The 16,192-nt window shown below is 74.7% G+C and carries 6 protein-coding genes; all 6 read left to right on the forward strand.

Annotated features, from left to right (window positions below):
• Positions 1 to 5,184, forward strand: a 5,184-nt coding sequence (locus tag ACIRFL_RS39910; protein ID WP_404039403.1) for an amino acid adenylation domain-containing protein, incomplete at its 5' end; no start/stop codon positions are given.
• Between the two features lie 33 nt (positions 5,185 to 5,217).
• Positions 5,218 to 11,775 (forward strand): amino acid adenylation domain-containing protein, encoded by a 6,558-nt coding sequence (locus ACIRFL_RS39915; RefSeq protein WP_404039406.1) that lies wholly within the window; start codon positions 5,218 to 5,220, stop codon positions 11,773 to 11,775.
• A gap of 3 nt (positions 11,776 to 11,778) precedes the next feature.
• The gene (locus tag ACIRFL_RS39920; protein ID WP_404039408.1) at positions 11,779 to 12,006 is read left to right on the forward strand and encodes an MbtH family protein; all 228 of its coding nucleotides are present in this window, start codon (positions 11,779 to 11,781) and stop codon (positions 12,004 to 12,006) included.
• A gap of 12 nt (positions 12,007 to 12,018) precedes the next feature.
• Entirely contained in the window at positions 12,019 to 13,341 is a 1,323-nt protein-coding gene (locus ACIRFL_RS39925) for a cation:proton antiporter (RefSeq protein ID WP_404039410.1), read from the forward strand.
• 137 nt (positions 13,342 to 13,478) lie between these two features.
• A complete protein-coding gene (locus ACIRFL_RS39930) occupies positions 13,479 to 15,008 on the forward strand; it encodes a tryptophan 7-halogenase (RefSeq protein ID WP_404039413.1) in 1,530 nt (509 codons plus the stop codon).
• 12 nt (positions 15,009 to 15,020) lie between these two features.
• Positions 15,021 to 16,190 (forward strand): cytochrome P450, encoded by a 1,170-nt coding sequence (locus ACIRFL_RS39935; protein WP_404039416.1) that lies wholly within the window; start codon positions 15,021 to 15,023, stop codon positions 16,188 to 16,190.
• The last annotated feature ends 2 nt before the right edge of the window (positions 16,191 to 16,192 follow it).

A 16,192-nucleotide genomic window follows, 5' to 3' on the forward strand; every position in this document is an offset into this window, starting at 1 on the left:
CTGCCCGCCGCGCAGATCGGCTTCAACTACCTGGGCCGGTTCACCGGCGGCGGACGGACCGGCACCGTGGAAGCCTGGCAACTGGCCGGCGACACCGCGATCGGCGGTGCCGTCGCCCCCGGCATGCCGGCCCTGCACGCGCTGGAGGCGGCCGCCACCGTCCAGGACGGACCCGAAGGACCCGAACTGACCGTCACGCTCGCCTGGCCCGGTGCCCTCCTCGACGAGACGGCGGCGCACGAACTGGGCCGGATCTGGCAGGACACCCTCGTCGGACTCGCCACCCACGCCGGCACCCCGGCGGCCGGCGGGCACACGCCCTCCGACTTCCCCCTCGTCGGCCTCACCCGGCGGAGCGTGACCGAACTGGAAGCCCGGGTGCCCGCCCTGGCGGACGTCTGGCCGCTGTCGCCGCTCCAGCAAGGGCTGTTGTTCCACGCGGCGTACGACGACCAGGGGCCGGACCTCTACGAAGGGCAGCGCGTCCTGGCGCTGGACGGCCCGCTGGACGTGGCCCGGCTGCGGAACTCCTGGCGGACCCTGCTGCACCGGCATCCGATCCTGCGCGCGAGCTTCCACGAGACGGACTCCGGCGAGTCCGTCCAGGTCATCGCCCAGGAGGTGGAACTGCCCTGGCACGAGGCGGACCTGTCCGGGCTCGACGCCGACGAGCAGCGGGCCGGGCTCGACCGGCTGGTCGCCGACGAGCGGTCGCGCCGCCTCGACGTGACGCGGGCCCCGCTGCTGCGGCTGACCCTGGTCCGGCTCGCCGCGAGGCGGCACGTCCAGATCGTCACCAGCCATCACATCGTCACCGACGGCTGGTCCCTGCCCGTGCTCATCGGCGAGGTCTCCGCGATCTACGCGGCGGGCGGCGACGCCCGGACCCTGCCCCCGGCCACCTCGTACCGGGAGTACCTGGCCTGGCTCGACGGGCAGGACAAGGAGGAGGCGCGGGAGGCCTGGCGGGCCGAGTTCGCCGGCGCGGTCGAGCCGACGCTCGTGCTGCCCGAGGAACAGGCCAGGGTGCCCGCGGTCCCGGCCCGGGTGCCGTTCGAGTTCACGGAGGAACTCACCGCAGCCGTAGCCGTGTTGGCGCGTGACCGGGGGCTGACGGTGAACACCGTGGTGCAGGGCGCCTGGGCACTCGTCCTGGCCCGGCTGGCCGGGCGTACGGACGTGGTGTTCGGCGCGACCGTCGCCGGTCGGCCCGCGGAGCTGCCGCGCGTGGAGTCCATGGTCGGCCTGTTCATCAACACGCTGCCGGTACGCGTGCGGCTCAGCGGCGCCCAGCCGGTCGCCGACCTCCTCGCCGACCTCCAGCGGCGGCAGGTCGCCCTGATGGCGCACCAGCACATCGGCATGTCCGAGATCAGGCAACTCGCCGGTCCCGGCGCGGGCTTCGACACCCTCTACGTGTACGAGAACTACCCCCGGCCACACCTGGCGGAGCCCTCGCCCGACACCCTGACCATCCGTCCCGGGGGCCGGCCGGAGGACACCGGCCACTACCCGCTCACCCTGATCGCGGTGCCGGGGGACCGGCTGCACGGCGAACTGATCTACCGGCCCGACGCGTTCGGAGCGGACTGGGCGGAACGGCTGACCGCCTCCCTCGGGCACGTCCTGGAAGCCGTCACCGCGGACCCGGCGGCCCCCACCGGGCGCATCGGCGTACTGAACCGGGCCCGGCGCGAGCAGACCATCGACATCTGGAGCGGTACGGACGCGCCGGTCGACGCCGCGCCGCTGCCGGAGCTGTTCCGGCGCCAGGTACGGCTGTCCCCGCACGCGGTGGCGCTGGTGACCCGCGGCACCGATCCGGCCGACACCGCCATGGCCGACACCGCCATGGCCGACACCGCCACGGCCGACACCGCCACCGCGGGCACCCGGGGCACGACGGATGCCCGGGGCGCGGCGAATGCCCGGGGCGCGGCGGATGCCGGCTCGCCCGGCTCCGGTGAACAGACATTGACGTACGCGGAGTTGGACACCGCGGCCGGGCGCCTGGCCCGCTATCTCGTCGCGGCGGGCGTCCGCCCCGAGGTCCGTGTCGCCGTGCTGGTCCCGCGCTCCGCGCCGATGGTCGTGTCCGTACTCGCGGTCTCCATGGCGGGCGGCGTCTTCGTTCCCGTGGACGCCGGTCACCCCGCGGACCGGGTCGCGTTCCTGTTGCGGGACGCCGACCCGGCGGTCGTGGTGTGCACCCGGCAGACCCGGGGCGCGCTGCCCGACGGCTTCCGGGGACGGATCGTGGTGCTCGACGCCCCGGGCGTCGCCGCGGCCGTGGCCCGCCACACGGGCGGCTCCCTGGACGACGCGGAGCGGGCCGGAGCCCTGCGCCCGTGGAACGCCGCTTACGTGATCTACACCTCCGGGTCGACCGGCACCCCCAAGGGCGTGGTCGTCCCGCACACGGGTCTCGCCCACCTGGCGCGGGCGCAGATCGAGCGGTTCGCGGTGCAACCGGACGCGCGGGTCATGCAGTTCGCCTCGCTGAGCTTCGACGCCGCCGTCTCCGAACTGTGCATGGCGCTGCTGTCCGGCGCCGCGCTCGTCGTGCCGGACGCGGACGGGCTGCCGCCGCGGGTGACGCTCGCCGAGGCGGTGCGTCACTGGGGCGCCACCCATGTGACCGTGCCGCCCAGCGTGCTCGCCACCGAGGACGAACTGCCCGACACCCTGCGGACGCTGGTGGTCGCCGGTGAGGCCTGCCCGCCGGGCCTCGCGGACCGGTGGGCGGCCGACCGGCGGATGGTGAACGCCTACGGCCCCACGGAGGTGACGGTGTGCGCGGCGATGAGCCGACCTCTCGCCCCGGGCGCGGCCACCGTGCCGATCGGCTGCCCCCCGCCGAACGTGTACGTCCACGTCCTGGACGCCTTCCTCCAGCCGCTGCCGCCCGGAGCGGTCGGCGAACTGTACGTCACGGGCCCCGGACTGGCCCGCGGCTACGCCGGCCGGCCCGGGCCGACCGCGGAGCGCTTCGTCGCCAGCCCGTTCACCCCCGGCGCGCGCATGTACCGCACCGGAGATCTGGCCCGCTGGACCGACAGCGGCGAACTCGTCTTCGCCGGCCGTGCGGACGGCCAGGTGAAGGTGCGCGGGCACCGTGTCGAGCCCGCCGAGGTCGAGAACGCCCTGGCCGCGCATCCCGCCGTGGCACAGGCCGTCGTCGTGGCGCGCGAGGACCGGCCGGGCGAGCAGCGCCTCGTCGCCTACGTCGTCCCCCGGATACCGGAGCCCGGCGCCGGGAGCACCCGGAGCGAGGGGAGCGACGGGGGCGACGGCGCGTGGTCCGAAGAACTCGCCTCGGACATACGGGACTTCGCCGCGGGCCGGCTGCCGGAGTACATGCTGCCGGCCGCGTTCGTGCCGCTCGGCGCACTGCCCCGCACCGCGAACGGGAAGCTCGACCGCGCCGCGCTGCCCGCCCCCGACTTCGCGGGCCGGGCGCGCGGGCGGGACCCGCGCACACCCGCCGAGACCGTCCTGTGCGAGCTGTTCGCCGAGGTCCTCGGGCTGGCCCGGGTAGGCGCCGACGACAGCTTCTTCGAACTGGGTGGCGACTCCATCTCGTCCATGCAGCTGTCCTCCCGGGCCCGGCGCGCCGGTCTCGTGGTGACACCACGTCAGGTCTTCGAGGAGAAGACTCCCGAACGCCTCGCGGCAGTCGCCGCGCCGACCGGCCCGGCGGGCCCGGACGCCGAGGACGTCGCCGTCGGCGAGGTGCCGTGGACCCCGGTGATGCGGCAACTCGGCGAGCGCGTCCTCGGCGCCGGCTTCGCGCAGTGGACGGTCCTCGCCGCCCCGCCCGGCCTCGGCCGCGATGTGCTCACGGCCGGCGTCGACGCCCTGCTGACCACGCACGCCATGCTGCGCGCCCGGGTCGCCGACGGGTCCCGGCTCGTCGTCGGCGAGGCCGGGACGGTGGACGCGGCGGCACTGGTCGCCCGCGTCGACGCGCGGGACGCGGCCGCGCACGACCTCGACGCCATCGCGGCCCGCACGGCCCGCCAGGCCGTGGGGCGGCTCGACCCCCACGGCGGCGTCATGCTCCAGGCGGTGTGGGTGGACGCCGGGCCCGAGCGGATCGGACGCGTCGTGCTCGCCGCCCACCACCTCGCCGTGGACGGCGTGTCCTGGCGGGTGCTCGCCCCGGACCTCGCGCAGGCCTGCCGGGCCGCCGCGGCCGGACACGAACCGGACCTCGACCCGCCCGGCACCTCGTTCAGGCGCTGGGCGACCCTGCTGGCCGAACAGGCCGCCACACCCGCCCGGACCGCGGAACTCCCGCAGTGGACGGCGCTCCTCGACGTCGCCGAACCCCTCCTCGGCGGGCGCCGCCCGGACCCCGTCGTCGACACGGCGGCGACCGTGCGCCACGCCTCGTGGACGGTGCCCGCGGCGCAGGCGGCCACGCTCACCGGCGCGACCCCCGCACTGTTCCACTGCGGCGTGCACGAGGTGCTGCTCGCCGCCCTCGCGGCGGCCGTGGCACACGAGCGGGCGGCGGCCGAGCGCGTCCTGCTGGTCGACATCGAGGGCCACGGCCGCGAGCCCGTCGACGGCACGGACCTGTCCCGCACCGTCGGCTGGTTCACCAGCAGCCACCCGGTCCGCCTCGACCTGACCGCCGTCGACCTCGCCGACGCCCGGGCCGGCGGCCCGGCGAGCGGCGCCCTGCTGAAGGCCGTGAAGGAGCAGGCCCGGACGGTGCCCGGCGACGGGCTCGGACACGGACTGCTGCGCCACCTCAACCCGGACACCGCGCCCTCGCTGGCCGCTCTGCCCGCGCCGCAGATCGGCTTCAACTACCTGGGCCGGTTCGCCGCGGGAATCGGCCAAGGTCCGCTCGAAGCCTGGCAGTTGACCGGGGAGATCGGCGGCGGCGCCGATCCGGACATGCCGTCCACGCACGCCCTGGAGGCCGGCGCCGTCGTCGTGGACACTGCTGACGGGCCCCGGCTGACCCTGACCCTCGGCCGGCCGGCCGGCGTCCTCGACGACGCGGCCGCCCACCGCCTCGGGCAGGCCTGGCTGGACATGCTGCGGGGCCTCGCCGCCCACACCACCGGGCCCGCCGCCGGTGGCCACACCCCCTCCGACTTCCCCCTCCTCGACCTGGCGCAGAGCCAGATCGAGGAACTCGAAGCCGGGTTCGCCGACGACCAGGCGTAACCGGCCCGACCAGCCCTGCCGAGGAGAGAAGCGATGACCCGATCCGCAGTCGAGGACGTGTGGCCGCTGTCACCGCTCCAGGAAGGCCTGCTGTTCCACGCCGCCTTCGACGACCAGGGACCCGACGTCTACACCGTGCAGTCGGCGCTCGCCGTCGACGGCCCCCTGGACGAGGCACGGTTACGGGCCTCCTGGGCGGCGCTGCTGGACCGGCACGCCGCCCTGCGAGCCTGCTTCCGGCAGGTCAGCGGCGCGCAGATGGTGCAGGTCATCGCGCGGACCGTGACCCTGCCGTGGCGCACCGAGGACGTGTCGCACCTGCCCCGCGCGGCGGCCCGCGCCGCCGCGGAGCGGCTCGCCGAACGCGAGCGCGCCACCCGCTTCGACCTGGCGACCGCACCGCTGCTGCGGGTGCTGCTCGTCCGGCTCGCCGAGCACCGCCACCGGCTGGTCATCACCAGCCACCACATCCTCATGGACGGCTGGTCCGCGCCCGTACTGATCGGCGAACTCGCCGCCCTGTACGCGAACGGCGGCGACGCCAGCCACCTGCCGCGTACGACCTCGTACCGCGACTACCTGCTGTGGCTGGGCAAGCAGGACAAGGAGGCGGCCCGGACCGCCTGGCGGGAGGAACTCTCCGGGGCCGAGGAACCGACCCTGGTCGCGCCGGCCGTGCCCGACCGGCGGCCCGCCTTCCCCGGCCACCTCGACCGCGACCTGCCGGACAGTCTCGCCCGCGCGCTGACCGAGCTGGCCCGCACCCGCGAACTGACCGTGAACACGGTCCTCCAGGGCGCGTGGGCGCTCGTCCTCGCCCGGCTCGCCGGGCGCACGGACGTGGTGTTCGGCGCCACGGCGGCCGGCCGCCCCGCGGACCTGCCCGGGGTGGAGACCATGGTGGGGCTGCTCATCAACACCCTGCCGGTGCGGGTACGGCTCGACGGCGCCGAGCCGGCCGTCGACATGCTCCGCAAGCTCCAGGAACGGCAGTCGGCGCTGCTGTCCCACCAGCACCTGGGCCTGCTGGAGGTGCAACAACTCGCGGGCCCCGGAGCCGTGTTCGACACGCTCGTCATCTACGAGAACTTCCCCCGCAGGCCCGCCGCCCGGGCGGCGGGCGGAGCGGCGCCCGACCTGCCGGCCATCCGGCCCGAGGGCTTCGCCCGGGAGGCGGCGCACTACCCGCTGACCCTCGTCGTCGCCCCGGGCGAACGCACCCGTCTCAGGCTCGAATACCGGTCCGACCTGTTCGACCGGGCCACCGCGCAGTCCGTCCTGGCCTCTCTGGTCGGGGTCCTGGCACAGCTCGTGGCCGACCCCGGCGTGCCGGTCGGCCGTATCCGCGTCACCGACCCGGCACCGTCCGAGAGCACCGTCGTGCCCGGCCCGGCGCGGATCCGGCCGGTGCCCGAGCTGATCGCCGATCGGGTCGCCGCGTCTCCGGCCGCCGTGGCCCTGACGGATGGCGAACGGACCCTGACCTACCAGGAGTTGTGGTCGGCCGCCGGGCGGTTGGCGGCCCGTCTGACGGACGTGGGCGTGGCCCGCGGTGACCGGGTCGCGGTACTGCTCGAACGCTCGGCGGACGTGGTGGTGGCGCTGCTGGCCGTGTGGCGGGCCGGGGCCGTGCAGGTGCCGGTGGATCCCGGGAACCCGGCGGACCGGGTGGCGGCGGTGCTCGCCGACTGCGGCGCCTCGGCGGTGCTGTGCGCGGGCGCCACCCGCGGCGTGCTGCCCGAGGACGCGACCGGGGTCGTGGTCGTCGACGACCCGACGGCGCCCGCCGAGGCGACCGCGCGGCAGGCCGACCGGGCTGCCGGTCCGGCCGTCGACCCGGCTGCCGGTCCGGCCGTCCCGCCGGTCGGCGCGCACGACACGGCGTACGTGGTGTACACGTCCGGCTCGACGGGGCGCCCCAAGGGTGTCGCGGTGCCGCACGGCAGCGTGGCCCGGCTGGTCGCGGAGCCCGGCTGGCGCGTCGGCCCGGACGACACGGTGCTCCTGCACGCACCGCACGCCTTCGACGCCTTCCTGTTCGAGGCGTGGGTGCCGCTGGCCGCCGGCGCCCGGGTGACCGTCGCCGCCCCCGGTGTGGTCGACGCCCGGGAGGTGCGCCGGTACGTGGCCGGCGGCGTCACGAAGCTGCACCTGACCGCGGGCACCTTCCGGGTCCTCGCGGGCGAGACCCCGGAGTGCTTCACCGGGCTGCGGGAGGTGCTCACCGGCGGCGACGTGGTGCCCGTCGACGCGGTGGCACGGGTCCGCGCCGCCTGCCCGGACCTGGCCGTCCGGCACCTGTACGGGCCTACGGAGACCACCCTGTGCTTCACCTGGCACACCGTACGGCCCGGCGACGAGAACCTGACCGCCCTGCCGGTGGGTCGCCCGCTGCCCGGCCGCCGGGCGTATCTGCTCGACGCGTTCCTCCAGCCGGTGCCGCCCGGCGCGACCGGCGAACTGTATCTGGCGGGCGCGTCCCTGGCCCGCGGCTACTGGAACGCGCCCGGGCCGACCGCGGAACGCTTCGTCGCCTGTCCGTTCACCCCCGGCGAGCGGATGTACCGCACCGGGGACCTGGCCCGCCGCACCGCCGAAGGCCACCTGGTGTTCGTCGGCCGCGCCGACGCCCAGGTGAAGATCCGCGGATTCCGGGTGGAACTCGGCGAGGTCGAGACAGCCCTCGCCACCCACCCGGCCGTCGCCCAGGCGGTCGCCGTCGCCCGCGACGACGGGCCCGGCGGGCGCCGCCTCGTCGGCTACGTCGTCCCGGCCGGCGCGGAGGGCGTGGACCCCGACCTGGTGCGCGAGCACGCGGCCCGGCAGTTGCCCGACTACATGGTCCCGGCCGCCGTCCTCGCCCTCGGCGCACTGCCGGTGACCCGCAACGGCAAGGTCGACCGCAAGGCCCTGCCCGCGCCGGACTTCGCGACCCGCGTCACCGGGCGCGGGCCGCGGACCGCCGCCGAGGAGACGCTGTGCCGCCTCTTCGCCGAGGTCCTCGGCCTCGAACGGGTGGGCTCCGACGACAACTTCTTCGAACTGGGCGGCGATTCGGGCCTCGCCATGCGGCTCGCCGGGCGGATCCGCGAGGAGTTCGACGCCGAACTGCCCATCCGCCAGTTCTTCGGCGCCCCCACGCCGGCCGGGGTCGCCCGCCTCCTCGTCACCCGGTCCCGCCCCGTCCTGGGCGCCGCGGGACCGGAAGCCGACGGGGCGGAGGCACCCGTCACCGCGGGCCAGTTGCAGACCTGGCTGACGTCCCGGCTCGACGACCGCACGGGCGCCGACCGCATCCCGGTGGCGCTGCGGCTCAGCGGCGAACTCGACCGGGAGGCGCTGCGATCGGCCCTGCGGGACGTCGCCGCCCGGCACGCCGTCCTGCGCTCCGTCTTCCCTGGCACCCGCGGCGGCGACCTGCGCCAGCAGGTACTCGACGGCGACCGAGCACTGTCCGACACCGCGCCCCGTGACGCCACCGCACCCGGCCCGGACGGCGCACGGGACTCCGCCGTGGCCACGCCCGGCGCACCGCTGCCGCTGCTCACCGCGGAGAAGGTCGACGAGGCAGGGCTCGCGGACCGCATCGCCGCCCGCATCCGGGAGCCGTTCGACCTCGCCGGCCAAGTCCCCTGGAGACGCCACCTGTTCACGCTGGCCGACACCGAAGCCGACACCGACACCGGCGCCACCGAGCACGTACTGCTGCTGGTCGTGCACCGCATCGCCGCGGACGATGCCTCCGTCGACGTCCTGCTGCGCGACCTGGCCACCGCCTACGGCGCCCGCCGTGAGGGCCGCGTACCCGAACGGGCCCCGCTGCCCGCGCAGTTCGCCGACTACGCACGCTGGGAGCGGGAACTGCTCCAGGGCGAGCAGGCCCGCGAGAGCCTGGCCAACGACCAACTCGACCACTGGAAGGACACGCTGGCCGGCATCGGGGCCGAACTCGACCTGCCCGCCGACCGTCCGCGTCCGCCGGTTGCCTCCCACCGCACGGCGGCCGTCCCGCTGCACCTGGACGCGGAGGCGCACGCCCGCGTCACCGACGTGGCCGAATCCGCCGACGCCACCCCGTTCACCGTGCTGCACGGCGCGCTGGTGACGCTCCTCGTCCGGCTCGGCGCCGGCGACGACATCACCGTCGGCACGATGATCCCGCGACGCGACGACCCGGCCCTCGAAGGGGTGGTGGGCCCGTTCGCCGGCGCCCTGGCGCTGCGCACCGACGCCTCGGCCGACCCCACCTTCCTCGAACTGCTCGGCCGGGCACGGGAGACCTACCAGGAGGCGGCCGCCCACCGGGACGTGCCCTTCGAACGGCTCGTGGACGTGCTCGGCCTGCCGCCCTCGCTGGCCCGCCACCCGGTGTTCCAGGTCATGCTCGACGTCCGCGACGACATCGCGGACGCCTGGGACCCCTGGGAACTGCCCGGCGTGCGCACCACCCGGCTGGAGACGGGACCGCGCGACACCGAGACCGATCTCTCCCTCGACCTCGCCGAACGCTATCTGGCCGACGGCGACTTCGGCGGCATCACCGGCCAGGTCCGGTACGCCACCGACCTGTTCGACGAGTCCACCGTCACCGCGTTCACCGGCCGGCTGACCCGCGTTCTCGCCCAGGTCACCGCCGACCCGCAACTGCGGCTGAGTCAGGTGGACGTCTTCCTGGACGAGGACGAGCGCCGGCACGCGGTGCGCCTCGGCGCCGCCGCGGGCATCGCGCTGCCCGCGGCCGGCCCGGTCGAACTGTTCGCCGCCCAGGCCCGGCGCACCCCGGGCGCGGTGGCCGTCCTCGACCAGCGGATCCCCGGCATGTACGAGGCGTCGATGACGTACGAGACGCTGGCCGAGGCCGCCGACGAGGTCGCCGCCCGGCTCGTGGCGGCAGGGGCCGGACCCGAACGCGTCGTCGTCGTGGCGATACCCCCCACCCTGATGCTGGTGATCGCGCTGCTCGGGGTGCTGAAGTCGGGCGCCGCCTGCCGGTTCGCCGATCCGGCCCGGCCCTGCGCGGACGACGGAACGCCCCGGCCCGCCGTGCTGCTGTGCGACGCGGCCGGACCGGTTCCGGCGGACGCCGGCGTCCCGGTCGTCCTCATGGACGACCCGGTGACCGGCGGCACCGACGAGGACCGGCCGCCTGCGGACGGACCCGGCTCGCCCGCCGCGGACACCGGGCCGGCCGCCCGGGTGGGTGCCCCGCTCCCGCTCGGCGCCCATCCCGCGCTCGTCCTGGACAGCACGACACACCCCGGAGCCGCCGCGGTCGTCTCCCACCGCGCACTGGTCGACCAGGTGGCGCACCGCGCCCGGACCACACCGCAGACCGCGGACCTGCTGGCACTGGACAGCCGGGCCCCGGCCGCGGACCTCGTGACCCCGCTGCTCGCCGCGCTGTGCTCGGGCGGCCAGGTGTGCCTCGGCACGGCACCGCCCACCCCGCTCGGCGGCGGACACGACGCCGCGGAGACCGGCGGCACCTGGCTGGAGCCGGACGGCGCCGCCGAGGAGACCGCCGTCGACGGCCGGCCCGGCACGGGGCGGCCACCCGCCAACACCCGCATCCTCGTTCTGGACGACCACCTGCGGCCGGTGCCCCCGGGCGCCATCGGCGACGTCTACGTGGCGGGCCCCTCGCTCGCCCGCGGCTACCTCGGCCACCCGAGCGGCACCGGCGAACGGTTCGTCGCCTGCCCGTTTGGACCCGCGGGCGAACGGATGTTCCGCACCGGCCACCGGGCACGGCAGGACGCCACGGGCACGCTCACCCTACGGGCCGACACCGGCCGCGCCCCCGGCCGCGCCCGCCCGGGCCGGAGCACCGGCCGGGGCCGCGGCGACCTCGACGTGCTGCTGCCGCTGCGCCCCGAGGGCAACCGGCCGCCGCTGTTCTGCATCCACCCGGGCATGGGCCTGAGCTGGGGCTACGCCGCCGTGCTGCCGTACCTCCCCGGCGACGTGCCGGTGTACGGCGTCCAGGCGCGCGGACTCGCCCGCCCCGAGCCGTTGCCCGGCAGCATCGAGGAGATGGCCGCCCACTACGCCGACGAGATCCGAGCCGTCCAGCCCCTTGGCCCCTACCACCTGCTCGGCTGGTCCATCGGCGGCACCCTCGCCCAGGCCGTGGCGACCCGCCTGGAGGAACTCGGCGAACAGGTCGCGCTGCTCGCGCTGCTGGATGCCTACCCCAACAGCTCCGCCCAGGCCCGGATGCGCGGCGAACAGGGCGGGCCGCAGGACGGCTACGCCCTGCTGCGGCAGGACGAGGGCGGCATCGCCGACCTCTACCGCTCGACCGGCCTCGGCGAACAGACCCTCGCCAACCTGGAGAAGGTGCTGCGGAACATGGCGGCCTTCACCCCCCGGCACACCCCGCGGCCCTTCGGCGGCGACCTGCTGCTCTTCGTCGCCACCGAGGACCGGCCCGCCGATCTGCCGGTGGCGGACGCGGTGACCGGCTGGCGGCCCTTTGTCGGCGGGGAGATCGAAGCCCACGAGATCGCCGTCAACCACTACGACATGCTCCAGCCCGGACCCCTGGCGCAGATCATGCGCATCGTCACGGAAAAACTCCGGAAGGACTGAGAAATGACCAATCCGTTCGACAACGAAAACGGCACCTTCGTGGTCCTGGTCAACGACGAGGGACAGTATTCGCTCTGGCCGAACTTCGCGGAAGTACCCGAGGGCTGGACCGTCGAGCACGGCGAGTCCTCCCGTCAGGAATGCCTCACGTTCATCGAGGAGAACTGGACGGACATGCGGCCCAAGAGCCTGGTGGCGGAAATGGACCGGGCCGAGAACACGGCACCGTAGCCCCGAACGCGGATGGACACGGAATCCATCGCGGCGATCGCCATCGGCGACGTCGCCGTCATCGTGGTCGCCTCGCGGCTGCTCGGCGCCCTGGCCCGGCGCTGCGGCCAGCCCGCGGTCGTCGGACAGATCGTCGCCGGGATCGCCCTCGGGCCCACCCTGCTCGGGCGGCTGCCCGGCGACCTGACCGGCCGGCTCTTCCCGTCGGAGGTCCTGCCGTTCCTCACGGTCCTCGCCCAGATCGCCGTCGTGCTCTTCATGTTCATGGTGGGGTACGAGATGGACCCCCGGCAGCTGCGGCGCGGCGGCAGAGCTGCGGTGACGGTGGCGCTGTGCGCGTTCCTCGTCCCGGCGGGACTCGGTGCCGGGCTGGCCGGAGCGTTCCCCGGGGTGTTCGCCGCGGTCCGCCCGGACGGCGTGGACGGCCGCTCGTTCTGGCTGTTCATGGCGGTCGCCCTGTCCGTCACCGCGCTGCCCGTCCTCGCGGCCGTCGTCCGCGAGCGCGGACTGGCGGGCACCCCGGCGGGCGGTGTGGCCACCGCCGCCGCCGGACTCATGGACGGGGTGGCGTGGCTCGTGCTCGCCGTGGCGCTGGCCGGCACCGGACACACCATGGGGCGGCCCTGGCCGGTGACGCTGCTGCTCATCGCGGTGTTCGTGGCGGTCGTGTTCCTCGTCGTACGGCCGCTGCTGGCGTGGTGGCTGGAGCGGTCCGGGGCGTTGCAGGCCAACCAGCGCACGCTCGCCCTCGCCCTCGCCCTGGGCACCGCCTGGGTCACCTCGGAACTCGGCCTGCACGCCGTCTTCGGCGGCCTGCTCGCGGGCATCGCGATGCCCCGCAGGAACGGCGTACCGGACGCCGATGTGCTCAGACCCGTCGAGGAGAGCGCAGGCCTGCTGCTGCCGCTGTTCTTCGTGACGACGGGACTGTCCTTCAACATCGGCTCCCTCGACGGCGACGGCGGCGCCCTGCTGGCCCTCGTCCTCGTCGTGGCCACCCTCGGCAAGCTCCTGCCCGGATACGCGGCGGCCCGGCTCAGCGGCCTGGACCGGCACGGCTCCGCGCTCGTCGCCGCCCTGGTCAACACGCGCGGACTGACCGAACTCATCGTCCTGAACGTCGCGCTGGAGGCCGGAGTGATCAGCGCGGAACTCTTCACCGTCCTCGTCCTGATGGCGCTCGTGACCACGTTCATGACGGGACCGCTGATCTCGCTCGTCCGGCGGGAGGGCGGCCTCGCCCGGCGCCTGCGCGGCACCCCGCCACGTCCGGCACCGGACCCGGACGCGGCGTCGCACGAAATCAAGCAGGGAATGTCAGGAACTCGCGACTGAATACCGCAGGGCGGTGTCCCATGGACACGCTTGACGGTCGGACGCGGTCATTACCAGACTCGTTTCAGCAGTCTGAATTCCACGGCCGGGACGGGCAGTTCCCCGGTGCGGAAAAACAGGAAGAAACCCGAAGGGGGATGACCTTGCCGGAATCCGAGGAATTCGACGTCGTGGTCGTCGGCGGCGGGCCCGCCGGCTCGACCCTGGCCGCACTGGTGGCCATGCGCGGACACCGCGTACTGGTCCTGGAGAAGGAGTTCTTCCCGCGCCACCAGATCGGCGAGTCGCTGCTGCCGTCCACTGTGCACGGCGTGTGCCGGATGATCGGCGTCGCCGACGAACTGGCGAAGGCGGGCTTCCCGCGCAAGCGCGGCGGCACCTTCAAGTGGGGCGCCAACCCGGAGCCCTGGACCTTCTCCTTCGCGGTCTCCCCGCGCATGCAGGGGCCCACCTCCTATGCGTACCAGGTGGAACGCTCCCGCTTCGACGAGATCCTGCTGAACAACGCCCGCCGGGTGGGCGCCGAGGTGCGCGAGGGCTGTGCCGTCGTCGACGTCGTCGCCGACGACGAACGGGTCCGCGGTGTGCGGTACACGGACGCCGACGGCACCGAGCGCCGGGCGCTGGCGGAGTTCGTCGTGGACGCCTCCGGCAACCGCAGCCGCGTCCACCAGCGGGTGGGCGGCAGGCGCGAGTACTCGGACTTCTTCCGCAGCCTCGCCCTGTACGGCTACTTCGAGGGCGGCAAGCGGTTGCCCGAACCCAACTCGGGCAACATCCTCTCCGTCGCCTTCGACAGCGGCTGGTTCTGGTACATCCCGCTGAGCGACACCCTCACCAGCGTCGGAGCCGTCGTACGCCACGATCTGGCCGACAAGATCCAGGGCGACCAGCACAAGGCGCTGATGGCGCTGGTGGACGAATGCCCGCTGATCGCCGAGTACCTCGCGGACGCACGGCGCGTGACCACCGGCCCGTACGGCAGGCTGCGGGTGCGCAAGGACTACTCGTACCACCACACGACGTTCTCCCGCCCCGGCATGGTGCTGGTCGGCGACGCCGCCTGCTTCGTCGACCCGGTGTTCTCCTCCGGTGTCCACCTCGCCACGTACAGCGCGCTGCTCGCGGCCCGCTCCCTCAACAGCGTCCTCGCCGGACAGGTGGACGAGCCGCGCGCGCTGCGCGAGTTCGAGGCCCGCTACCGCCGCGAGTACGGCGTCTTCTACGAGTTCCTGCTGTCCTTCTACGAGATGCACCACGACGAGAACTCCTACTTCTGGCAGGCCAAGAAGGTCACCCGGACCAACCGGCCCGAGCTGGAGTCCTTCGTGGAACTGATCGGCGGGGTCTCCTCCGGCGAACAGGTCCTCACCGACGCCGAGATCGTCGCCAAGCGCTTCACCGCGGGCTCCGCGGAGTTCGCCGACGCGGTCGGCACGCTCGCCGGCGACGCGGACGACAGCATGGTCCCGCTGCTGAAGTCGTCGGTCGTGCGCGAGGTCATGCAGGAGGGCGGCCAGGTCCAGATGCGCGCTCTGCTCGGCGCGGACGCCGAACCGGAGACCCCGCTGTTCGACGGCGGTCTGGTGCCGTCCGCGGACGGCATGTGCTGGCAGGAGCCGGCGCGGCCCGGCGGGTCCGCGGGCACCAGCGGCGCGGGTGACTGAGGGGAGAGGCCCATGGCCCGGCCGACCGACCTGTCCATGCACAACCGGCGTGACCGTCTCGACCCGCTGCCCGAGCTGACCCGGCTCGGCGCGCGGGCCCCGCTGACCCGGACCCGGCTCACGGACGACCCGGAGGCCGGCACCGGCTGGCTGGTCACCGGCCGGGAGGAGGTGCGCGCCGTCCTCGGCGACCCCGAACGGTTCAGCACCCACCCGGCCGGCGGCACCGGGCGGCCCGCCCAGGTGGGCAACCTCGTGCAGTACGACCCGCCCGAGCACTCCCGGCTGCGGCAACTGCTCGCGCCCGAGTTCACCGTCCGGCGGATGCGCGGCCTCGAACCCGCCGTCGACCGGATCGTCGAGGACTGCCTCGACGCCCTGGAGAAGGCCGGCCGGCCCGCCGACTTCATGCGCCACGTCGCCTGGTCGGTGCCCGGCCTGGTGATGTGCGAGCTGTTCGGGGTGCCCCGTGACGACCGGGCCGAGCTGGCCCGGCTGCTGAAGGTGGGCCGCCCCGCGTTCCGCGGCCGACGCACCCAGGTGACCGCGGGCGGCGCGTATCTCGCGTACATGGGCCGCCTGGTGGCGCGCAAGCGCCGCGATCCGGGCGACGACCTGCTCGGCCGGGTGGTGCGCGAGCACGGGGCGGACGTCAGCGACGAGGAGCTGGTCGGGCTCGGCGCCTTCGTGATGGGCTCCGGGGTGGAGAACGTCGCCGCGATGCTGGGACTCGGTGTCCTCACCCTCCTGGAACACCCGGAGCAGCTCGAACTGCTGCGTACCCGGCCGGAGTTGACGGACCACGCGGTGGAGGAGCTGATCCGCTACCTCTCGGTCATCCCGACCGCCTCGCCGCGCATCGCACGCGAGGACGTGACCCTCGGCGGCCGGCTGATCAAGGCCGGCGACCGCGTGGCCTGCTCCCTGATCGCGGCCAACCGCGGCACGCCGGAGGGCACCTCCGACCCCTTCGACCTCACCCAGGACGCCACCCCGCATCTGGCGCTGGGCCACGGCATCCACTACTGCATCGGCGCGTCCCTCGTCCGCATGGAGCTGCGCAGCGCCTATCCGGCGGTCCTGCGCCGCTTCCCCGCGCTGCGGGTGGCCGTACCCCCGGAGGAGATCCAGTTCCGGCCGCAGGCCCCCTACGGCGTCGAAGCACTGCCCGTCACCTGGTAGGA

Source organism: Streptomyces sp. NPDC102462, assembly GCF_044765425.1.
Classification (GTDB): Bacteria; Actinomycetota; Actinomycetes; order Streptomycetales; family Streptomycetaceae; genus Streptomyces.

What these genes read in the sequence shown, in the direction of transcription:
- ACIRFL_RS39915 (WP_404039406.1), top strand. Translation starts at nt 5,218, where the DNA reads ATGACCCGATCCGCAGTCGAGGACGTGTGGCCGCTGTCACCGCTCCAG.
- ACIRFL_RS39920 (WP_404039408.1), top strand. Translation starts at nt 11,779, where the DNA reads ATGACCAATCCGTTCGACAACGAAAACGGCACCTTCGTGGTCCTGGTC.
- ACIRFL_RS39925 (WP_404039410.1), top strand. Translation starts at nt 12,019, where the DNA reads ATGGACACGGAATCCATCGCGGCGATCGCCATCGGCGACGTCGCCGTC.
- ACIRFL_RS39930 (WP_404039413.1), top strand. Translation starts at nt 13,479, where the DNA reads ATGACCTTGCCGGAATCCGAGGAATTCGACGTCGTGGTCGTCGGCGGC.
- ACIRFL_RS39935 (WP_404039416.1), top strand. Translation starts at nt 15,021, where the DNA reads ATGGCCCGGCCGACCGACCTGTCCATGCACAACCGGCGTGACCGTCTC.